Source organism: Mesorhizobium sp. B2-4-12, assembly GCF_006441575.1.
Classification (GTDB): Bacteria; Pseudomonadota; Alphaproteobacteria; order Rhizobiales; family Rhizobiaceae; genus Mesorhizobium.
Genome location: NZ_VFVC01000020.1, coordinates 45,959 through 64,466 on the forward strand (window position 1 = coordinate 45,959; position 18,508 = coordinate 64,466).

Here is an 18,508-nt window from a genome sequence, read left to right on the forward strand (position 1 = left end):
TGCGCCAGGCCCGGTATGTGCTCCATGATGAGCGCGGAACCCTGAATTCCGAAAGAACGAGATGTCCAACTTCGAAGGTATCGTTCCTGCGCTGGCACAAGCGCTGGAAAAACGCGGCTATGCCGAGCTGACGCCGGTGCAAAAGGCGGTGCTGGAGCTCGGCCAGGCCGACGCACTGGTGTCGGCGCAGACCGGCTCGGGCAAGACCGTGGCCTTCGGCCTCGCCATGGCGCCGACGCTTCTCGACGGCGCCGAACGCTTTTCAGGTGCCGCCGCGCCGCTGGCATTGGCAGTGGCGCCGACGCGCGAACTGGCGCTGCAGGTGACGCGCGAGCTGGAATGGCTCTACGAGCCGACCGGAGCCACCGTGGCGTCCTGCGTCGGCGGCATGGACATGCGCACCGAAAGGCGCGCGCTGGAGCGTGGCGCCCACATCGTCGTCGGCACGCCAGGCCGCCTGCGCGACCACATCACCCGCAATTCTCTCGACATGTCGGCGTTGAAGGCAGTGGTGCTCGACGAGGCCGACGAGATGCTCGACCTCGGCTTTCGCGAGGATCTCGAATTCATCCTCGACGTCGCGCCCACCGATCGCCGCACCCTGATGTTCTCGGCCACCGTGCCGCGCTCCATCGCAACGCTCGCCCAAGGCTATCAGCGCGATGCCGTGCGCATCTCGGCCGCCGGCGAGGAGAAGCAGCACCTCGACATCGAATACCGGGCGCTCAACGTCGCCCAGGCCGATCGCGAGAACGCCATCATCAACGTGCTGCGCTATTACGAAGCCAAGAACGCGCTGGTGTTCTGCAACACGCGCGCCGCCGTCAACCATCTCACCGCGCGCTTCAACAACCGCAATTTCTCCGTCGTCGCGCTTTCGGGCGAGCTTAGCCAGAACGAGCGCAGCCATGCCTTGCAGGCGATGCGCGACGGCCGCGCCAAAGTCTGCATCGCCACCGATGTGGCGGCGCGCGGCATCGACCTGCCCAATCTCGAACTGGTGATCCATGCCGACCTGCCGACCAATCCCGAAACGCTGCTGCACCGCAGCGGCCGAACCGGGCGCGCCGGGCGCAAGGGCGTCAGCGCGCTGATCGTGCCCAACAGTGCCCGCAGGCGCACCGAACGGCTGCTGCAGAGCGCCAAGCTGACGGCGACATGGGCAAGCCCGCCCTCGGCCGACGACGTGATGCGGCGCGACGACGAGCGCATCCTGGCCGATCCCGCCTTCGACGAACCGGTGAAGGAGGACGAGCGCGCTTTCATCGACGCGCTTCTCGCCAGGCACGGCGCCGAGCAGGTGGCGGCCGCTTTCGTGCGCCAGTGCCGTTCCAGCCGCTCGGCGCCCGAGGATCTGATGGATGTCGCGCCGTTCACGCCTTCGCGTGACAGCCAGGCGGGCGAAAAATTCGCCCGCCGCGACGAGGCGCCCAGCCGCCGTGATGATTTCGGCGCCAGCGTCTGGTTTTCGCTGTCGGTCGGTCGCCGGCAGAATGCCGAGCCGCGCTGGCTGATCCCGATGCTGTGCCGCGCCGGCAGCATCTCCAAGCGCGAGATCGGCGCCATCAAGATGCAGCCGGAGGAAACCTTCGTGCAGATCGCCGCCGACTGGGCCGACCGCTTTCTCGCCGCGATCGGTCCGGACCGCAAAGTGCAGGGCAACATCGCGGTCAAGCGGCTCGAGGGCACGCCGGACCTGTCGCGGGCCGGCTATCAGCCGCCAAGCCCGGACAAGAAACCGCATCGCGGCAAGGCGCCGTTCGACCCGAGCGCACCGAAGCGCAAATTCGAGAAGCGTACACCGGCTTCAGCCGATCAGCGCCCGGCCGCCGTGCATGAGGCAAAGCCGTGGGCGAAAAAGCCAGGCAAGCCGAAATTCGAAAATGCCGGTGCGCCAAAGCACAAGAAGACGAAGAAACGCCCTTCATAGGACAGGGCTGCCAGATCAGGGCGGTTGGTGTTCGGCGCGCTGCCTGCACGCGCTTTCCTTCAAACCGGCCTTAATGGCGGCCCAACTCGCCGATACCGGTGTCGGCCGGTGCTGCTTTGCGATGCGCTCGGCCAGCGAGGATCGCCCAGGCGTGATCGTCCGCCATCCTGCGGATCGCGGCGTACCAGCCGGCCCGGTCATTGGAATCGATCGCCGGCATCAGCCCGCCGCTCGCCTCGATCAGCGACGCGGTCGCAGTTTTGCGTGCATGTTGCAATTGTGGACAACCTGTAGTAGCAGTCGGCGTATTGCTGCAGCGATGGGGGCGGGGCATGCGCGGAGCAGTGCTTCATTACGACCAGGATCAGGATTACGGGTACATCAACGGAACGGACGGCAAGCGCTATATCTTTTCGCGTAACGATCTCAGCCAGGAGATTCCCCTCGTCAGGGGAACGCTCGTCGAGTTCCAGCCGGACGACGGCACGGCCCACAATATAGCCATGGCGGCCGCCTCAACCATACCGTCGTCAAGCACCGGTCCACGGCCAGGCCGACCTGCCGAAAAGGGTGCCACGGGACTGTGGGCCTACTTCAGGCGCACAGTGAGCGTGAACTATTTCAATTTCGATGGACGCGCCCGCCGCAAGGAATTCTGGGCCTTTTGGCTATGCTTTAATCTTGTGCTGGCGGCGCTTCTTGGCTTCGGGATACTCGTCAATCTGGCCATCAACGGCTTCGGCATCAATGCAGGCAAGAGCTCGATAGGATACCTGCCCGCCCTTATCTTCATGGCGGCATTCGGCCTGTCATGGATTGCGCTGACAGTGCGGCGTCTGCACGACGTCGGTCTGAGCGGCTGGCTTGTCTTGCCCTGCTTCATCCCAATCATCGGTGGAGTGGCCGTGCTGGTCTTGGGGCTAGCGCCCTCTCAGCTCGGTGAAAACCCCTGGGGGCCGGTGCCGGCAGGGGTCGAGGTTTAGAGGCCAGCCCCAAAACGAACGAGAATGTTTTCTCGGCCGAGAAACAAGGGTTAACTCAAGGCTGATTTGCCGTTCAGCGTCGGAGTTAAGATTCCGCTTGCATAATAGTCTGTGCACCGATAATCTGTGCGCAGATCGAGTAGTCGATCGGACAAGACGCGGATGGAGGCAAGATTATGTGGAGCAATGAGTACACCGCGATTTCGCCGCTACCGGCTCGCGCTATCTGGAACGCGCTCAAGGCATTGCATGAAGGCCGCCTGACCTATGAAGGATCGGATACCTTCGTGCTGCACGGGCCATTCGCCAAGGGCACCCGTGTCTCCGTGACCCCGGTGGGGCAGGACACTTTCGAATCCACCATTGTCGATCTCGTCGAAACGTCACCTATGCCGACCAGACCTCGTTCGGCGATACGACGCTGCTGTTCCGGCATACGCTGGTGCCGGTCGAAGGCGGCACGCAGGTGACCCATAGGCTCGAAATCTCGGGCCCGTCGGCCGCCGAGGTCGGCCCGGAGCTCGGGCCGCAGATCAGCGGCGATTTCGACACCTCGATGGCCAGGCTGTTCGAAGAGGCGAAGGCGTTGGCGAACCGTGGCTGAACTCGACACGCGCTTCAAGGGCGGTCCATCGGAGAGCCCGGGATTGTTGCTCTGGCGAACCACCATGCGCTGGCAGCGCGTCATGACGGCGGCGCTGGCGCCGCTCGACCTGACGCACGTCCAGTTCGTGCTGCTGGCCTCGGCCATGTGGCTCGGCCGCGATGGCGAGCCGCCCAACCAGGTGCAACTCGCAGCCCAGGCGGGGACAGAAGTGAAGATGACGTCGGATGTCGTTGCCAGGCTCGAGGCCAAGGGATTGATCGCACGCGAGGCGGACCCCAAGGATTCCCGCGCCAAGGTGATCCGCGTCACTCCAACCGGAGCGGCGGCGGCACAGCGCGCTATCGTCGCCGTAGAGGCCGCCGACGCGGCCTTTTTCGAAGCGGTGGACGAGGCACGGCTCGTCGGCCTGCTGCAGCGGCTGGCCGGCGAGATCCGCTGAGGCTGAAGCCTTCGGCTAGGGCAATTCCAGGAAAAGTGTGAACGGTTTTCCGTCCGGAATTGCGTCAAAACAAGGAGTTAGAGCAGATTGCCGTTTCTGTGAAACGGTGAACTGCTCTAAGCCAGGAACTTGGCGATGATGGCCTCGCCCATCTCGACCGTGCCGACGTCGGTCATACCTTCGGACATGATGTCCTTCGTCCGCAGACCGGCATCGAGCACGGCGGCGATCGCAGCTTCGAGACGATCGGCCTCCTCGACCATGCCGAAGGAATAGCGCAGGCCCATGGCGAAGGACGCGATCATGGCGATCGGGTTGGCGACGCCCTTGCCGGCGATATCGGGGGCCGAGCCGTGCACCGGCTCATAGAGCGCCTTGCGCTTCTTGGTCCTGGCATCCGGCGCGCCCAGCGAGGCCGACGGCAGCATGCCGATCGAGCCGGTCAGCATGGCGGCGATGTCGGACAGCATATCGCCGAACAGATTGTCGGTGACGATGACGTCGAACTGCTTTGGCCAGCGCACCAGCTGCATGCCGCCGGCGTCGGCCAGCATGTGGTCGAGCTTGACGTCGGAATAGCGCGCCTTGTGGGTCTGGGTGACGACCTCGTTCCACAGCACGCCCGACTTCATGACGTTGCGCTTTTCCATCGACGTGACGTGGTTCTTGCGGGTGCGCGCCAGCTCGAAGGCGACGCCCGAAATGCGCTCGATCTCGAACGTATCGTAGACCTGCGTGTCGATGCCGCGCTTCTGGCCGTTGCCGAGATCGATGATCTGCTTGGGCTCGCCGAAATAGACGCCGCCGGTCAGCTCGCGCACGATGAGGATGTCGAGGCCTTCGACCACCTCCTGCTTGAGCGAGGACGATGCGGCGAGCGCCGGGTAGCAGATGGCGGGGCGCAGATTGGCGAACAGCTCCATGTCCTTGCGCAGCCGCAGCAGGCCGGCTTCGGGGCGCACCTCGTAAGGCACCGCATCCCACTTCGGCCCGCCGACCGCGCCGAACAGAACGGCGTCCGCTGCCATCGCCTTTTCCATGTCGGCATCGGAAATCGCCGCGCCATGCGCGTCGTAGGCGCAGCCGCCGACTAGGCCCTCGTCGGTGACGAAGCCGCTGCCGAGCTTTTCGTTCATGGCTGCGATCAGTTTCTTGACCTCGGCCATGGCCTCGGGGCCGATGCCGTCGCCGGGGAGCAGGAAAAGATGCTTCGTTGCCATGAAAACCGTCCCAGAAAGATTTGAACCGGCGCTTTGCTAAACGCCAAGCGGGCTCTGCGCAAGCCGTAACGGGCAGGTAGAACGCCGCGATGCGAACCAGGGCACCGTCGGTGATCCTTCGCCCCCCTCTGCCCGGCAGGGCAGAGGGGGGCGCTGTCCCGCCGGCGTTTCGCAAGAACTCGTGGCCGCCTACCGATGCGAAAGGATATTCACCAGCCTGCCGAATGGATCGCGCACATAGAAACGCCGCACGCCCCAGGGCTCGTCGGCCGGGCCGTATTCGATGACAAAACCAGCCTTCTTCATGTCGGCAAGCGCGGCGTCCACATCGTCCACCTCGATCGACAGGTCCGGCACCGGCGTGCCGGATCCGCCTTGCGCCATGAAGCTCACCTGCACATCCATCCGCTCCTCGGAGCCGTAGGTGGCGATCCAGCCCATGTCCATGAGCAGATCGAGGCCGAGCACGTCATGATAGAAGCGCTTCGCCGCCGCGATGTCCTTTGTAGCGATGTTGGTTACGATGCGCCGGACCGCCATCGCTCCGGCCCCTATGCCGTCCGTCTCAGCGCCGTCACTTCGATCTCGATCTTCATTTCCGGCTTGTTGAGCTGGCAGACGATCATCGTCGCCGCCGGCCGGATGTCGCCGAAGGTCTCGCCGAGGATGGGGAAGACCACGTCCACGAACGCCTGGTCGGTGATGTAGTAATGCGCCCGCACCACATCGCCCATGTCGAAGCCGCCGTCGTTCAATGCCTTGCCGATCGTCGCCAGGCAGTTGCGCGTCTGCGCCTCGACCGTTTCCGGCATGGTCATGCTGGCATAGTCGTAGCCGGTCGTCCCGGAGACGAAGCACCAGTCGCCCTGCACCACGGCGCGCGAATAGCCCGCGGTCTTTTCGAAAGGCGAACCGGTGGAGATGAGTTTACGCATGGGGGACTCCGCAGGATTATTCAGGTCATTTTGCAGGCAAGAGGCCGAGCCGGCCATGGGCCAAGCCGGTCGGACTGTTGTCACCATGTGGCGATATGCAACCTCGGAGATTGGCCAGAGCATCCCCCGCATCGTCATCCTGTGGCGAAGCAAGGAGCGAAGCGACGCAGCGTAGACCATAGGATCCATGCCGTGACATCAAGGCGTTGCCGCCGTTCAGAATTCTACCCCGCTGCGCCCTGTGATCGCGATCACGGCATGGATCCTCGGGTCAAGCCCGAGGATGACGAAATTGGAGTAGCGAAATCCAATTCGCCGACCCCAGCGCTCTGTCCAGTGAGTCTACGCATGGGGATCTCGCGGGTTTGTTCCGGTCATTTTGCAGGCAAGAGGCCGATCCGGCCATGGGCCAAGCCAGTCGGACTGTTGTCACCATGGGGCGATACGCAACCTCGGAGATTGGCCAGAGCATCCCTCACATCGTCATCCTATGGCGAAGCAAGGAGCGGAGCGACGCGGCGCAGACCATAGGGTCCATGCCGTGACATCAAGGCGTTGCCGCCGTTCAGAATTCTAGTCCGCTGCGCCTGTGATCGCGATCACGGCATGGATCCTCGGGTCAAGCCCGAGGATGACGAACGTGGAGTAGCGAAATCCAATTCGCCGAGCCCAGCGCTTTGTTCAGTGAATTTACGCATAAGGAACCTCGCGGATTGTTCAGGTCATCTTGCAGGCAAGAGGCCGATCCGGCCATGGGCCAAGCCGAGGCGGACTGTTGTCACCATAAGGCGATACGCAACCTCGGAGATTGGCCAGAGCATCCCTCGCCTCGTCATCCTATGGCGAAGCAAGGAGCGAAGCGACGCGGCGCAGACCATAGGATCCATGCCGTGACATCAAGGCGTTGCCGCGGTGCAGAATTCTAGTCCGCTGCGCCTGTGATAGCGATCACGGCATGGATCCTCGGGTCAAGCCCGAGGATGACGAACGTGGAGTAGCGAAATCCAATTCGCCGACCCCAGCGCTTTGTCCAGTGAGTTTACGCATGAGGAACCTCGCGGATTGTTCAAGTCATCTTGCAGGCAAGACGCTGATCGGCCATGGGCCAAGCCGGTCGGACTGTTGTCACCATGGGGCGATACGCAACCTCGGAGATTGGCCAGAGCATCCCCCGCATCGTCATCCTATGGCGAGGCAAGGAGCGAAGCGACGCAGCGTAGACCATAGGATCCATGCCGTGACATCAAGGCGTTGCCGCCGTTCAGAATTCTACCCCGCTGCGCCCTGTGATCGCGATCACGGCATGGATCCTCGGGTCAAGCCCGAGCATGACGTCGAAAATCTAATTCGGCGAGCCCAGCGCTTTGTCCAGCGCTTCCTTCACGTCGGCAGGCCATGTCGTCACCGCTGGCCATGCGTTCGGCTGGCCATTGTCGCCGCGGCGGGCGAAGTAGAGCTTGTGCTTGGCGGGGTCGACCGCCATGAAGCCGTCATTGCCGCCGCAATCATGCGGTACGCAGCCGCTGGCGTAGAAGGCGCCCGAAGCGGTCTTTTCCGTGCCGCCACCGACCAGCAGGCTGGTCGCCATGTCGGACATATCCTTACCCAGCAGCTTTTCGGCTTCCTTGTAGACGGCCTCATTGTGGAAGGCGTCGATGATGTTGTCGTATTTCGACGGGTCGATATCTTTCCAGTCGGTGCCGGGTTCCGGCATGTAGGTCAGATTGCCCGATGTGGTCAGCCCTGATGTCGGCGACCACTGCAGCGCCGGCTTCTCATCCCCGGGCAACAGGTAGGGAACAAAATAGATGGCGTTGTCGGAGACCGCTGCCGGCGGCGCGCCGCATTGGTCCTGCTCGACCGTGGCGGTCTGGATTTCGCCGTCTTTCGGCTTCCAGACGATAACCTTGGCCGGGCCGCATTGATTGCCGCCGTCGCCGACATCCACCAGCGCGACGTTGACATCGCCGATCTTGACGATCTTGTCGAAGAAGACGTCGTAGTTGCTGGCGAGCTCCTTGCCGTCGAAAGCCAGCACCTTCTCGCCATACTGTTCCTTCTGGGTGATGGTCAGTTGGCCGCCCTCGAACGGCACCGGCGCCTGCTTGTCGTCGTCGGTAGCGTCGGCGGCGTTCGTTCCCTGGCCGACGGCCGGCTGATCCGTGGCCGGTGCCGGCTGCGCGGCGGGCGTCTGTGTCTGCGCGAACAGGCTGCTGGCCGACGCCAGCAACAAGGCCAGGCCGCAAGCGCCGGCAAGAAGCGAACGTGTCATGACTGTCCCTCCCTTCAGTCGCCGCCAACCCGGCCTGGAAAGGCCGGGCCTATCCGTTGCGGGCGATGCCGCTCAGGCCCAGGGGCGCTGTTCGGCGTTGCGCTTCTCGAACGAGGCGATGGCGCCGGCCTTCTCCATGGTCAAGCCGATATCGTCGAGGCCGTTAAGCATGCAGTGCCGCTTGAATTCGTCGAGATCGAACTTGACCACGCCGCCATCGGGACCCCGGATTTCCTTGGCTTCGAGGTCGATCGACAGGGTGGCGTTGGAGCCGCGCGAGGCGTCATCCATTAGCTTCTCCAGGTCCTCGGGGCTGACGGTGATCGGCAGCACGCCGTTCTTGAAGCAGTTGTTGTAGAAGATGTCGGCGAACGAGGTCGAGATGACGCACCGGATGCCGAAATCGAGCAGCGCCCACGGCGCATGCTCGCGGCTCGAGCCGCAGCCGAAATTGTCGCCGGCGACGAGGATCTGTGCCTTGCGGTAGGCCGGCTTGTTGAGCACGAAATCCGGGTTTTCCGAACCGTCGTCATTGTAGCGCATTTCGGCGAACAGGCCGGTGCCAAGCCCGGTGCGCTTGATCGTCTTGAGATAATCCTTCGGGATGATCATGTCGGTGTCGACATTGACGATCGGCATGGGGGCGGCGACGCCGGTGAGCTTGGTGAATTTTTCCATGGCTTTTGCCCGTGTTTTCGTTGCGGGGGATTTTTCTGAGGCCGGTTTACACAAAGCCGCGGCCAAATAAAAGGCAACTGTTTGTACGCCGGCACCGGGGTCGAGCAAAAACGGCTTCGAATCCATGCCACGATGGTGCACTCTGACGCGATGTCGGAAAGCTCGCACGTCCTTTACGCACGTGAAACCGCGCTCGGTGTCGGCGAATTCCGCCGCGTGCTGGTGGACTCAGGCTTGGGCGAAATCCGTCCCGTCGACGATACCGCCAGGCTGCAAGCAATGCTGTCCGGTGCCAATCTGGTGCTGACCGCGCGCCTCGACATCGAAGGCAAGCCGCTGATCGGCATTATCAGGGCCATGACGGACTTTTCCTGGGTCTGCTACATCTCCGATCTCGCCGTCTCGCAGGCAGCACAGGGGCTTGGCGTCGGCAAGGGCCTGATCGACGAGGCGCGGCGGCAGCTCGGCCCTTCCGTCGCCATCAGCCTGGTCTCCGTGCCCGATGCCGCCGGTTTCTATGAGCGCATCGGCATGAAGCGCATGCCCGACGCCTTCTGGTTTTCCCGCGAACGCTGATTTTTGCTCCTGTGACCGCATCCTGCCGGCAAGACGCACGATCTTGCCACTTGACATGCAACCAAATGGTTGCATATTAAAGCCATGAGCATGGATGCCGTCTTTCGCGCCCTGGCCGACTCGACACGCCGGCAATTGCTTGACAGCCTCCATGCCAGGAACGGGCAGACGCTGAACGCGCTGTGCGCGGAGATGGACATGACACGCCAGGCGGTGACCAAGCATCTGGCGATCCTGGAAGAAGCAAACCTCGTCACCGCCATCCGCAAGGGGCGTGAGAAGGAGCATTACCTCAACCCGGTTCCGATCAACGAGATCGCCGAACGCTGGATCGGCAAATTCGAGCGGGGACGGCTGACCGCCCTCAGCGACTTGAAGAAACGCCTTGAAAGGGACGAACCATGAGCAACGCCTTCGTTTACGTGACCTACATCCGCACCACGCCCGAAAAGCTCTGGGAAGCGCTGACCGACCCGGAATTCAACCGGCAGTTCTTCCTCTGCTCCTATCAGGAGAGCGATTGGAAAGTCGGCTCCAGCTGGAAGCTCATCTTTCCCGACGGACGCGTCGCCGACAGCGGCGAGATCCTCGAGATCGACCCGCCGCGGCGCCTCGTCATCAAATGGCGCAATGAATGGATGCCAGAGGTGAAGGAAGACGGCTACACGCGCTGCACCTTCACCATCGAGCAGGACGGCGAGTTGATGAAGCTTGCCGTCACCCATGAAGCAGACGGGCCACACAGACTGATCGGGAATGTCGCCAAGGGGTGGCCGCTGGTGCTGGCCAGCCTCAAGAGCCTGCTCGAGACCGGCAAGGGTTTTGAGCCCCCGCCATCGAAAGGGTGATCATTCCGGGAGCGAAACATGCCATGGAGACAGCGATGCATCTCCCCACCCTGCATGCCATGACCAATGGCGACACCGTCTTCGCCACTGTCGACCTCAGTGCTTCGCCAGAGCGCGTCTTCCGTGCGCTGAGCACCGATCAAGTCGAACTGTGGTGGGGATCCGCCGACACGTACCGGATGGTCGACTGGTCGGCCGATCTCCGCGTCGGCGGCCGCTGGAGCGTGACGGTCAGAACCGCCGACGGCAGAAGCCTGCCGGCCGGCGGCCATATCCTCGAGATCGAAGCGCCGCGCCGAATCGTGCAGACGCGAGCTTACGCATGGGACCATCCAACGCTTGGCCGGCGGGAAACCAAGGTCGCCTGGCTGCTGCAACCTGTCGCCGCCGGCACGCGGCTCACCATTTGCCACGGCGGTTTCGCCGGCTTGGCGGAAGCCGCCGCCGAGCATGCTGATGGCTGGGCGCGGGTGCTCACCTGGCTGGCGGGATATTTTGACTCGCAAGGGCGTGCGGCTGCTTAAAATAGCGCGCGCCGCAGCGATACGGTTCTGCCTTGACCTTCACGTCAGTCGAGCCACATCACCAGGCATGACAAACCGCAGAACGTTCATAGGCACGGCAGGCTGGGGGATTTCCACGCCATACAAGGATGATTTCCCGCAGTCCGGTTCCCGTCTCGAACGCTATGCCACGCGGCTGCCCATCGTCGAAATCGACACCTCCTTCTACAAGCCGCACCGTCGCGAGACCTATGAACGCTGGGCGCGTTCGGTGCCCGGGGATTTTCGCTTTGCCGTCAAGACACCCAAGGCCGTTACGCATGAGCGCCGCCTTGTCGGTTGCGACGATCCCCTGGAAAGCTTTCTCGAACAGGTCGAAGGTCTCGGCGAGAAATTGAGTGTGCTTCTGGTCCAGTTGCCGCCGAGCCTTCCGTTCGAGGCGGACATCGCGCAGGGTTTTTTTGACCTGCTGCGCAGCCGGACCGAGGTCAGGCTGACCTGCGAGCCGCGCCATCCCAGCTGGTTCGATGCCGAGGCGGAAGCGCTTCTGGCCGCCTGTCATGTCGCGCGCGTCGCCGCCGACCCGGCCTCTGTGCCGGAAGCCGCGGTGCCTGGCGGATGGTCGGGCCTTGCCTATTTCCGCTGGCACGGCGTGCCGCGTGTCTATTATTCGGACTACGATGCCGAGAGCCTCGACCGGATCAGCCGGCAGATTGATGAAGCAGCCGCTTCCGGGGCGGAAGTCTGGTGTATTTTCGACAACACAGCCCAAGGGCATGCCCTTGGCAATGCCATCGCTGTCGACGAGATGATCTGTCCAGCGTCGCCATGCTAGAGCAAAGCAAGGAGCAAAGCGACGCGGCGCAGACCTCAGGATCCATGCCGCGACGTTGGAATTTCACGGCGGTGCAGAATTTTTACCGGCAATGCGCGCCGATCGGTGCGCCTTTTCATTCTGCGCCGTTGGAGCCCACGGCAACAGTCACGGCATGGATTCCAGGGTCTCCGCGACGTCGCTTCGCTCCTGCTCCGCCCTGGAATGACGAAGAACCTGAGACGTCTTGGCAAATCCCGAAGATCGTCCCGTATTGCCCTCAGATCACGTTCAATTCCCGGAAGGCGCGCCCTTCGGCGACGCGCTCGTATCCGAACGCCGAGCAATCGATCGTCCGGTAGCCGCCATGCATGATCAGCTCGGCCAGCGCCTTGCCGACCGCCGGCGCCTGCTGCAGGCCGTGGCCGGAAAAACCGTTGGCGAAGAGGAAATTCCGCACCTCGGGGTGCGGGCCGATCACGGCGTTCTGGTCGAGCGTGTTGTAGTCATAATGACCGGCCCAGGCGCGGGTCGGCTTGATCGCCTCGAAGGCCGGGATGCGGGTCGCCAGCACCGGCCAGATCACCTCTTCGAACAGCGGCCAGTCGACCTCGAAATCGCCGGGATCGACGGGGCCGTCGCCCTCTTCCGGCTCGGCGCCGCCGGTGAGGTAGACCGAGCCTTCCGGCCTGACATAGATGCCGGAGGGATCGACCAGCAGCGGCATATCGGCATATTTCTCGCGCGCCTCGAAGACGAAGACATTGCGCTTGCGCGGCTCGACCGGCAGCGCGAGCCCGGCAAGGGCGGCGACCTTGCCGGCATTCGGCCCGGCGGCGTTGACGACAATGCCGGCCTCCAGCGTCTCGCCATTGTCGAGGCTCACGCCGGTAACCTGATTGCCCTGCCGCGCGATGCCGGTGACATCCGCCGTGATGAAATCGATTTTCTTGTCCCGCAGCGCCTTGCGAAACAGCATCAGCATGGCATGCGCGTCGAACCAGCCCTCGCCGGAACGGCCATAGGCGCCGGCGGTGATGCCTTCGCTCGACAGCCAGGGGAAACGACGCGTCAGCTGGTCGGCATCCTCGAAAAGGATGTCGGCGCCTTCGGCGACCTGCGCCTCATGGTTGGCCTTGAGGATCGGCAGCCCCGCCTCACCGGCAAGGATGAGATAGCCGCCCTCGCGAAAGCCGATATCGGCATCGGAACCAAAAGTCTCCTTCAGCCGCCGGAACAGCTTCAGCGTGAATTGCGACAGGCGGATGTTTTCCGGAATCGAGAATTGCTGACGGATCGAGGCCATGGATAGCGTCGTCGCGGCATGGGAGAATTGCGGATCGCGTTCGATCAGCGCGATCGAGCCGGAAAACCCTTCCTCGCGCAGATAGTAGGCGATCGAGGATCCGACGATGGCCCCGCCGATGATGACGATGTCGTAGCGCACGCTTTATGCCCTTTCCGAGTCGAGCCGCGATCGAGGAGCTAGGCGGCAGGCAAGACAATCTCGAAGCGCGTGCCGCGCTCGCTGTCAACCAGCCGGATCATACCATCATGCGCTTTCAGGAGGGCCAGCACGATGCCGAGCCCCATGCCGGTGCCACCGGACTCACGCCGCGTGGTGAAGAACGGCTCGAAGATGCGCGCCCGGTTGCTCGGTGAGATGCCGGCGCCGTCGTCGCCGACCAGCACCGTAGCGTTGCCGCCGGCGCTTGCGGCGATGATCGAAACCAGCGTCGCGCCGTGCCTTGCGGAATTGTCGATGAGATTGCCTAGCACGATTGCCGCGTTCTCGGCCGATATGCGCAAGGTCAGATCGCCGCCCGCCTCGACGCGAACCGCCAGCCTGGTGTCGACGGGAAGCAGCGCCAGCGCCGACCTGACCGAGGTGCTCTCGCCGCTGGGCGCGAGATTTTCGGCGCGCGCCAGGTCGAGCAGGCGCCGGACCAGCAGGTTGAGCCGCCCGGCATCGGTGACGATGTTGCCGGAGAAGCGCCGCCGCTCGTCATCGTCCATCGCAGAGCCGGAATCGCGCAGCAGCTCGGCCGCGCCCTGGATCGCCGTCAGCGGCGATTTGAGCTCGTGCGAGACATGGGTGGCGAAGGTCTGGATGCTGTCCGATCGCGCCTGCAGTTTTTCCGCCATGTCGAGGAAAGCGTCCGACAGTTCGGCCATTTCATAGGTGCCGTGATGGTCGAGCGGCCGGATCGCGTCGCGCTCACCGGCGGCGATGCGCTGGGTGCGGTCGATCAGCGCATAGATCGGCCGGCTGACGGTGCGCAGGAACACCAGGCCGATCAGCAGCGTGCCGCCGAGGATGGCGATGGCCGCCAACGTCACCTTGCCGCGCTCGCCATAGAGATGCTTGACGATGTTGTTGGGCGTCCGCGAGACATAGACCACGCCGGCGACGTGGCCGTCGACGGCCACGGGAAAAGCGACGAAGACGCGCACCCTGGTGCCGCGGCTGACCGAATAGAGCGGCGGCGCCGGCTGGTCGGAAATGCGCAGCCGGAGCGCGCTGGCATAGCGGCCGTCAAGCGCGGCGCGCACCTCCTGGACCTCGGCCAGCGACTGCCCGACCTCGTCACGCCCGGCGATGACGACGCCCCGGGGATCGAGCAGCCGGAAGCCGGCCAATGTGGTTTTCTGCGTGGCGTCGAGAATGCCGGACAGGCGCGTGCCGATCGCGGCGAAGGCGGGATCGGCGGTCGCTTGCACAGCCGCCGGCCGGGTCGGAAGCACATAATCCGAAGCGAGATCGAGGCGCGGCTCGACCGGCCGGTATGGCCCGTCGGGATTGGGGTCCCGGCTCGCGCTTCCACCAGCCTGCGGCATTGGCGCGCCGAGCTTGTCCGGTAGAATGCCGACGTCGCGCACCTCCTGCGCATAGATGGCGGCGATGGCAGCCCCTTGCGCGATCAACTCCGCCTCGGTCTGGCGGATCAGCTGGTTTTCATAAAGGCGGAAGAAGAACAGGCCGACCAGCGGCAAGGCCATCACCAGGATCAGGATGGCAACGACGACGGTGGCAAGGCGCGGCCGCCATTTGCGGCCCATCCATTTGCGCGAAGCCGTCAGCCGCATCGGCCGAGCCGGAAGCCGACGCCGTGCACGGTCTCGATGACCTCGGGGCAACCCACCGCCGCCAGCTTGGCGCGGATGTTGCGGATATGGCTGTCGACGGTCCGGTCGGCGACATGGATCTTGCCGGCATAGGCACTGGCCATCACCGCGTCGCGGTCGAGCACATGCGTCGGCCGCGCCAGAAACCCTTTCAGGATCGAGAACTCGATGCCGGTCAGGGCGAGCGGCTTGCCGTCGAAGCTGGCGCTGTGACTGGCCGGCGCCAAGGCGAGCTTGCCATGGGCGAACTGCCTGTCGTCGATCGGTTCGGGCGCCGCCGGGCGGGCGCGGCGCAGGATGACGTTGACGCGGGCGACCAGCTCGCGCGGGCTGAACGGCTTTGTCACATAGTCGTCACCGCCCATCTCCAGGCCAAGGATGCGGTCTATTTCTTCGTCGCGCGCGGACAGGAACAGCACCGGCACATCGGAACGCTGCCGCAGCCGGCGGCAGACCTCCAGCCCGTCCATCTCCGGCATGCCGATGTCGAGCACGACAAGGTCTGGCGGGCGCCGCTCGATCGCCTGCAGGGCGGCGGCGCCGTCTGAGACGGCAGCCGTCTTCATGCCCGCCTTTTCCAGCGCGAAGCAGATCACTTCGCGGATATGCGGGTCGTCGTCGGCGACGAGGATGTGATGCGGCATGGATCAGCGGCCCGGCGCGAAGGGTTCGGATACGGAGGGAATCACAGGCAAGGCCCTGCTGTCGAGATAGAAGAGCAGGCGCCAGTCGCGAAAACTCCAGGCGCGCCAGTTTTCCAGGGCGCTGCGGTACCATCCCTCGTCGACGCCACGCAGTCTGGCGAGTTCGCGTGTAGCGCCGGCTCCAGCCGTCCTGCCCTGATGATCGAGGAAGCGATCGAGCGCCGGAAACGCGCCCGGACCGAGCGAGCCCAGATACCAGCCGTCGAGGGGGATGCCTTGTCCGGTCATTTTTTGGGAATGGTCGACATTGTAATTGGCGATCGTTGCCGCGAAATCGATGAAGCAGCAGGCATAAAGCGTCGCCGATAGCGTCAGAAGATTGGCGGACGAGAGCCATTCATTGGATTTTCCGAGCGCGATGCGGACGATGATCAGGGCAAGCCCGGCCGCCACCAGCCCCATCCAGACGAGGCCGCAATAGGCCAGCACGACGACGCCCAAGCGGCTGCCATGGCCCGGCGCGGCGGTGAACGGTGGCGTCACGGTCTGATCTTCCCGAGAACTTGCAGCCGGGCTGTCGGCGGGCGTTTGCGGATGAAAGGAATGAGGATCGCCGCAGGCCGCGCGCGTGGCGGGTCGACCAGCCACCAGCCTTCGCTGCGCAGCCGGTAAGGCAGGGACCACGGGAGTTTGACTGGCTTATGCATGCCGCCTGTCTGGCAGGTCGGTCGGGAGGCGGCAGGGCGGATCCGAGGAGATTTTCGGCAATCGCGTGCAGTTTCCGTGCAGGACATATGGCGGCTTGCCTCGACCAGCCGCAACCGGCATAGATCGGATCATGACGACCAAACCCTATCGCCCGCGCCGCTCGGTGCTCTACGTCCCGGCCTCCAACGACAAGGCGCTGGCCAAGATCGAGCAGCTTTCCTGCGATGCCGTCATCATCGACCTTGAGGATGCCGTCGCCCCGGTCGACAAGACCGCCGCCCGCGACCGGCTGGCCGGTATTTTCGCCAACCATCCGGAGGCCGGCACCGGTGGCCGGCGCCGCGAGATGATCGTGCGCGTCAATGCGCTTTCCAGCGAATGGGGCACAGACGATCTGATGGCCATGGCGAAGGCGGAGCCGGATGGCATTCTGCTGCCCAAGGTCGACACGCCGCGCGACGTGCTCGAGGTCGGCGATGTGCTGGACGACAATTTCGCGCCCGACAGCGTGAAGCTATGGGCGATGATCGAAACCCCCAAGGCCATGCTCAACCTCGGCGCCATCGCCGAGCTTGGCCGCGATCCCGGCTCGCGGCTGGCTTGTTTCGTTGCCGGAACGAATGATCTGATCAAGGACACCGGCGTGCTGGCGACGCCCGACCGCCGCTATCTCATGCCATGGCTCATGCAGATGCTGCTGGCGGCGCGGGCCGGTGGCCTCGACATGCTTGACGGGGTGTTCAACGATTTTCGCGACCCCGAGGCCTTCGCCCGGGAATGCGGGGAAGCCGCCGCCATGGGGTTCGACGGCAAGACCCTGATCCATCCGGCGCAGATCGACGCGGCGAACCGCGCCTTTGCGCCATCCGCCGCGGCGGTGGCCGAGGCGCGCGCGGTGAAGGATGCCTTCGCGCTCGCCGAAAACGCCGGCAAGGGCGTGATCGCCCTGAACGGCAGGATGGTCGAGCGGCTGCATCTGGCGCAGGCCGAAAAACTGCTGGCGAAGGCGCCGCCGCCATCGGCGCATGATCCGGCTAAGCTGTTCACGACAGGACCTGAACCATGAAACTCTACCGCTTTCTGACTGCCCCGGACGACGCCAGCTTCTGCCACAAGGTGACGGCGGCGCTGAACAAGGGCTGGCACCTGTTCGGCTCGCCGACCTACGCCTATGACAAGAAAGCCAAGACGATGCGCTGTGGCCAGGCGGTGGTGAAGGATGTCGACGGCCAGGAATACGGCCCGGACACCAAGCTCAGCGATTGGTAGGGAAAGCCCTGGGGCCTCACTCTCCTCGTCATCCTAGGGCGAAGCAAGGAGCGAAGCGACGCGGCGCAGACCCTAGGATCCATGCCGTGACCTCGGCCGAAGAGTGCAACGGATCAGAACGGCGCTTGTCCGCGCGCCGACACTTGCTACCCCAAAGCTATGACCGGCTATGTCTACATAACGGCGAGCCAGAAGGGCGACACGACGTACATCGGCGTTACCAACGATCTTGGCCGCCGCATACCGGAGCACAAGGCCCGACAGGGACTCCCGCTTCACCAGGCGCTATAGCGTACAACGGGGTTGGTCTGGTCCGAAGAATTTTTCGACATCACGGACGTCATCCAACGTGAGAAGTCGCTGAAGCGCCGGCCACGCCAGCGGAAGATCGAACTGATCGAAAAAAGCCAATCTCGAGTGGTTCGAACTCTTTCGCGGAACCGGTTGGTTGGTTACTCCGCAGCTTCCTCGATCCGCTCCATATCGTCGTCCGACAGGCCGAAATGATGGCCGATCTCGTGGATCAGCACGTGGGTGACGATGTCGCCCAGCGTTTCCTCGTTTTCGGCCCAGTAGTCGAGCATGGCGCGGCGATAGAGCGTGATGCGATTCGGGCCTTCGCCGGTCTGCGGGTTCCAACGCTCGGCGATGCCGCGCCCCTCGAACAGGCCGAGCAGGTCGAACGGCGTTTCCAGCGACAAATCGTCCATGATCTCGTCGGTCGGGAACTCGGCGATCTGGATGACGATCTCGCCGGTCAGCTTGCGAAATTCCTCCGGCAGATGGGCGTAGGACTCCAGCGCCAGGAACTCCAATTCCTCCATCGAGGGCGAGAACTGGTCGTGCCAGGTGCGGGTCTTGTAGATGCGGGCCATGCTTTATCCTTTGATCCCGGCATATAGGCTTTCGCACCGGTAGAGGCAAATCGAGCGGCCGCCGCGCCCGCATCACGCGGA

The 18,508-nt window shown here is 63.9% G+C and carries 24 protein-coding genes; 13 read left to right on the top strand and 11 right to left on the bottom strand.

From position 1 onward, the window contains the following. Positions 1 to 61 precede the first annotated feature (61 nt). The gene (locus tag FJ934_RS14150; RefSeq protein ID WP_140610233.1) at positions 62 to 1,930 is read left to right on the top strand and encodes a DEAD/DEAH box helicase; all 1,869 of its coding nucleotides are present in this window, start codon (positions 62 to 64) and stop codon (positions 1,928 to 1,930) included. A gap of 70 nt (positions 1,931 to 2,000) precedes the next feature. Here FJ934_RS14150 and FJ934_RS14155 read toward each other — a convergent pair whose 3' ends face one another. Next, positions 2,001 to 2,207, bottom strand: coding sequence for a hypothetical protein (locus FJ934_RS14155; protein WP_246671507.1), 207 nt, complete (start codon positions 2,205 to 2,207; stop codon positions 2,001 to 2,003). 55 nt (positions 2,208 to 2,262) lie between these two features. Between FJ934_RS14155 and FJ934_RS14160 the strand changes: the two genes are divergently transcribed. From FJ934_RS14160 to FJ934_RS14170, 4 genes are all read left to right on the top strand, one after another. After that, positions 2,263 to 2,913, top strand: a complete 651-nt coding sequence (locus FJ934_RS14160; RefSeq protein ID WP_140610234.1) for a DUF805 domain-containing protein — start codon at positions 2,263 to 2,265, stop codon at positions 2,911 to 2,913. 176 nt (positions 2,914 to 3,089) lie between these two features. Further along, positions 3,090 to 3,383 carry a hypothetical protein gene (locus tag FJ934_RS14165; protein ID WP_246671508.1) on the top strand — a complete coding sequence of 98 codons (294 nt, stop codon included), beginning with the start codon at positions 3,090 to 3,092 and terminating at the stop codon, positions 3,381 to 3,383. Continuing rightward, positions 3,380 to 3,517: a hypothetical protein gene (locus FJ934_RS28380; RefSeq protein WP_246671509.1), complete on the top strand. Its 138-nt coding sequence runs from the start codon at positions 3,380 to 3,382 to the stop codon at positions 3,515 to 3,517. The genes FJ934_RS14165 and FJ934_RS28380 overlap by 4 nt, the downstream gene beginning before the upstream one ends. Beyond that, the gene (locus tag FJ934_RS14170) at positions 3,510 to 3,959 is read left to right on the top strand and encodes a MarR family winged helix-turn-helix transcriptional regulator (protein WP_140610235.1); all 450 of its coding nucleotides are present in this window, start codon (positions 3,510 to 3,512) and stop codon (positions 3,957 to 3,959) included. The genes FJ934_RS28380 and FJ934_RS14170 overlap by 8 nt, the downstream gene beginning before the upstream one ends. A 116-nt stretch (positions 3,960 to 4,075) precedes the next feature. Here FJ934_RS14170 and leuB read toward each other — a convergent pair whose 3' ends face one another. The 5 genes from leuB to leuD form a co-directional block, all read right to left on the bottom strand. Beyond that, positions 4,076 to 5,179, bottom strand: a complete 1,104-nt coding sequence (leuB, locus tag FJ934_RS14175) for a 3-isopropylmalate dehydrogenase (protein ID WP_140610236.1) — start codon at positions 5,177 to 5,179, stop codon at positions 4,076 to 4,078. A gap of 189 nt (positions 5,180 to 5,368) precedes the next feature. After that, complete coding sequence (locus FJ934_RS14180; protein WP_140610237.1) at positions 5,369 to 5,719, bottom strand: VOC family protein; 351 nt, start codon at positions 5,717 to 5,719, stop codon at positions 5,369 to 5,371. Between the two features lie 11 nt (positions 5,720 to 5,730). Continuing rightward, complete coding sequence (locus FJ934_RS14185; RefSeq protein WP_140610238.1) at positions 5,731 to 6,114, bottom strand: RidA family protein; 384 nt, start codon at positions 6,112 to 6,114, stop codon at positions 5,731 to 5,733. A 1,342-nt stretch (positions 6,115 to 7,456) separates the two neighbouring features. Beyond that, positions 7,457 to 8,386 (bottom strand): hypothetical protein, encoded by a 930-nt coding sequence (locus FJ934_RS14195; protein ID WP_140610240.1) that lies wholly within the window; start codon positions 8,384 to 8,386, stop codon positions 7,457 to 7,459. A 72-nt stretch (positions 8,387 to 8,458) separates the two neighbouring features. After that, a complete protein-coding gene (gene leuD, locus FJ934_RS14200) occupies positions 8,459 to 9,064 on the bottom strand; it encodes a 3-isopropylmalate dehydratase small subunit (RefSeq protein WP_140610241.1) in 606 nt (201 codons plus the stop codon). A gap of 150 nt (positions 9,065 to 9,214) precedes the next feature. Between leuD and FJ934_RS14205 the strand changes: the two genes are divergently transcribed. The 5 genes from FJ934_RS14205 to FJ934_RS14225 all read left to right on the top strand — a co-directional run bounded on the left by FJ934_RS14205 (position 9,215) and on the right by FJ934_RS14225 (position 11,826). Beyond that, positions 9,215 to 9,640: a GNAT family N-acetyltransferase gene (locus FJ934_RS14205; protein ID WP_140610279.1), complete on the top strand. Its 426-nt coding sequence runs from the start codon at positions 9,215 to 9,217 to the stop codon at positions 9,638 to 9,640. A 90-nt stretch (positions 9,641 to 9,730) separates the two neighbouring features. Further along, complete coding sequence (locus FJ934_RS14210) at positions 9,731 to 10,045, top strand: metalloregulator ArsR/SmtB family transcription factor (protein ID WP_140610280.1); 315 nt, start codon at positions 9,731 to 9,733, stop codon at positions 10,043 to 10,045. Continuing rightward, positions 10,042 to 10,488 carry an SRPBCC family protein gene (locus tag FJ934_RS14215; protein WP_140610242.1) on the top strand — a complete coding sequence of 149 codons (447 nt, stop codon included), beginning with the start codon at positions 10,042 to 10,044 and terminating at the stop codon, positions 10,486 to 10,488. The genes FJ934_RS14210 and FJ934_RS14215 overlap by 4 nt, the downstream gene beginning before the upstream one ends. A gap of 35 nt (positions 10,489 to 10,523) precedes the next feature. Continuing rightward, on the top strand, positions 10,524 to 11,012 hold the full coding sequence (locus FJ934_RS14220) for an SRPBCC domain-containing protein (RefSeq protein ID WP_140610243.1): 489 nt from the start codon (positions 10,524 to 10,526) through the stop codon (positions 11,010 to 11,012). A 67-nt stretch (positions 11,013 to 11,079) separates the two neighbouring features. Beyond that, on the top strand, positions 11,080 to 11,826 hold the full coding sequence (locus tag FJ934_RS14225) for a DUF72 domain-containing protein (RefSeq protein ID WP_140610244.1): 747 nt from the start codon (positions 11,080 to 11,082) through the stop codon (positions 11,824 to 11,826). 259 nt (positions 11,827 to 12,085) lie between these two features. Here FJ934_RS14225 and FJ934_RS14230 read toward each other — a convergent pair whose 3' ends face one another. From FJ934_RS14230 to FJ934_RS14245, 4 genes are read right to left on the bottom strand one after another with little or no spacing between them, the layout of a single operon-like run. Next, entirely contained in the window at positions 12,086 to 13,252 is a 1,167-nt protein-coding gene (locus tag FJ934_RS14230) for an FAD-binding oxidoreductase (protein WP_140610245.1), read from the bottom strand. Between the two features lie 38 nt (positions 13,253 to 13,290). Continuing rightward, the gene (locus tag FJ934_RS14235) at positions 13,291 to 14,892 is read right to left on the bottom strand and encodes an ATP-binding protein (RefSeq protein ID WP_140610246.1); all 1,602 of its coding nucleotides are present in this window, start codon (positions 14,890 to 14,892) and stop codon (positions 13,291 to 13,293) included. After that, a complete protein-coding gene (locus FJ934_RS14240; RefSeq protein ID WP_140610247.1) occupies positions 14,883 to 15,575 on the bottom strand; it encodes a response regulator transcription factor in 693 nt (230 codons plus the stop codon). Before FJ934_RS14240 ends, FJ934_RS14235 begins: the two co-directional genes overlap by 10 nt. 3 nt (positions 15,576 to 15,578) lie before the next feature. Further along, on the bottom strand, positions 15,579 to 16,118 hold the full coding sequence (locus FJ934_RS14245) for a DUF4153 domain-containing protein (RefSeq protein ID WP_348642485.1): 540 nt from the start codon (positions 16,116 to 16,118) through the stop codon (positions 15,579 to 15,581). Between the two features lie 295 nt (positions 16,119 to 16,413). On the opposite strand from FJ934_RS14245, the gene FJ934_RS14250 reads away from it, so the two are divergent. The 3 genes from FJ934_RS14250 (at position 16,414) to FJ934_RS28765 (ending at position 17,843) form a co-directional block, all read left to right on the top strand. After that, positions 16,414 to 17,349: a CoA ester lyase gene (locus FJ934_RS14250; RefSeq protein WP_140610248.1), complete on the top strand. Its 936-nt coding sequence runs from the start codon at positions 16,414 to 16,416 to the stop codon at positions 17,347 to 17,349. Continuing rightward, a complete protein-coding gene (locus FJ934_RS14255; protein ID WP_027145959.1) occupies positions 17,346 to 17,552 on the top strand; it encodes a DUF1737 domain-containing protein in 207 nt (68 codons plus the stop codon). The genes FJ934_RS14250 and FJ934_RS14255 overlap by 4 nt, the downstream gene beginning before the upstream one ends. Before the next feature lie 159 nt (positions 17,553 to 17,711). Further along, on the top strand, positions 17,712 to 17,843 hold the full coding sequence (locus FJ934_RS28765) for a GIY-YIG nuclease family protein (RefSeq protein ID WP_348642486.1): 132 nt from the start codon (positions 17,712 to 17,714) through the stop codon (positions 17,841 to 17,843). A gap of 161 nt (positions 17,844 to 18,004) precedes the next feature. Here FJ934_RS28765 and FJ934_RS14265 read toward each other — a convergent pair whose 3' ends face one another. Next, entirely contained in the window at positions 18,005 to 18,427 is a 423-nt protein-coding gene (locus FJ934_RS14265) for a metallopeptidase family protein (RefSeq protein WP_140610249.1), read from the bottom strand. Positions 18,428 to 18,508 lie beyond the last annotated feature (81 nt).

What these genes read in the sequence shown, in the direction of transcription:
- FJ934_RS14250 (WP_140610248.1), top strand. Translation starts at nt 16,414, where the DNA reads ATGACGACCAAACCCTATCGCCCGCGCCGCTCGGTGCTCTACGTCCCG.
- FJ934_RS14165 (WP_246671508.1), top strand. Translation starts at nt 3,090, where the DNA reads ATGTGGAGCAATGAGTACACCGCGATTTCGCCGCTACCGGCTCGCGCT.
- FJ934_RS14185 (WP_140610238.1), bottom strand. Translation starts at nt 6,114, where the DNA reads ATGCGTAAACTCATCTCCACCGGTTCGCCTTTCGAAAAGACCGCGGGC.
- FJ934_RS14265 (WP_140610249.1), bottom strand. Translation starts at nt 18,427, where the DNA reads ATGGCCCGCATCTACAAGACCCGCACCTGGCACGACCAGTTCTCGCCC.
- FJ934_RS14160 (WP_140610234.1), top strand. Translation starts at nt 2,263, where the DNA reads ATGCGCGGAGCAGTGCTTCATTACGACCAGGATCAGGATTACGGGTAC.
- FJ934_RS14255 (WP_027145959.1), top strand. Translation starts at nt 17,346, where the DNA reads ATGAAACTCTACCGCTTTCTGACTGCCCCGGACGACGCCAGCTTCTGC.
- leuB (WP_140610236.1), bottom strand. Translation starts at nt 5,179, where the DNA reads ATGGCAACGAAGCATCTTTTCCTGCTCCCCGGCGACGGCATCGGCCCC.
- FJ934_RS14235 (WP_140610246.1), bottom strand. Translation starts at nt 14,892, where the DNA reads ATGCGGCTGACGGCTTCGCGCAAATGGATGGGCCGCAAATGGCGGCCG.
- FJ934_RS14150 (WP_140610233.1), top strand. Translation starts at nt 62, where the DNA reads ATGTCCAACTTCGAAGGTATCGTTCCTGCGCTGGCACAAGCGCTGGAA.
- leuD (WP_140610241.1), bottom strand. Translation starts at nt 9,064, where the DNA reads ATGGAAAAATTCACCAAGCTCACCGGCGTCGCCGCCCCCATGCCGATC.
- FJ934_RS14210 (WP_140610280.1), top strand. Translation starts at nt 9,731, where the DNA reads ATGGATGCCGTCTTTCGCGCCCTGGCCGACTCGACACGCCGGCAATTG.
- FJ934_RS14220 (WP_140610243.1), top strand. Translation starts at nt 10,524, where the DNA reads ATGCATCTCCCCACCCTGCATGCCATGACCAATGGCGACACCGTCTTC.
- FJ934_RS14225 (WP_140610244.1), top strand. Translation starts at nt 11,080, where the DNA reads ATGACAAACCGCAGAACGTTCATAGGCACGGCAGGCTGGGGGATTTCC.
- FJ934_RS14205 (WP_140610279.1), top strand. Translation starts at nt 9,215, where the DNA reads ATGTCGGAAAGCTCGCACGTCCTTTACGCACGTGAAACCGCGCTCGGT.
- FJ934_RS14180 (WP_140610237.1), bottom strand. Translation starts at nt 5,719, where the DNA reads ATGGCGGTCCGGCGCATCGTAACCAACATCGCTACAAAGGACATCGCG.
- FJ934_RS14240 (WP_140610247.1), bottom strand. Translation starts at nt 15,575, where the DNA reads ATGCCGCATCACATCCTCGTCGCCGACGACGACCCGCATATCCGCGAA.
- FJ934_RS14195 (WP_140610240.1), bottom strand. Translation starts at nt 8,386, where the DNA reads ATGACACGTTCGCTTCTTGCCGGCGCTTGCGGCCTGGCCTTGTTGCTG.
- FJ934_RS28765 (WP_348642486.1), top strand. Translation starts at nt 17,712, where the DNA reads ATGACCGGCTATGTCTACATAACGGCGAGCCAGAAGGGCGACACGACG.
- FJ934_RS14215 (WP_140610242.1), top strand. Translation starts at nt 10,042, where the DNA reads ATGAGCAACGCCTTCGTTTACGTGACCTACATCCGCACCACGCCCGAA.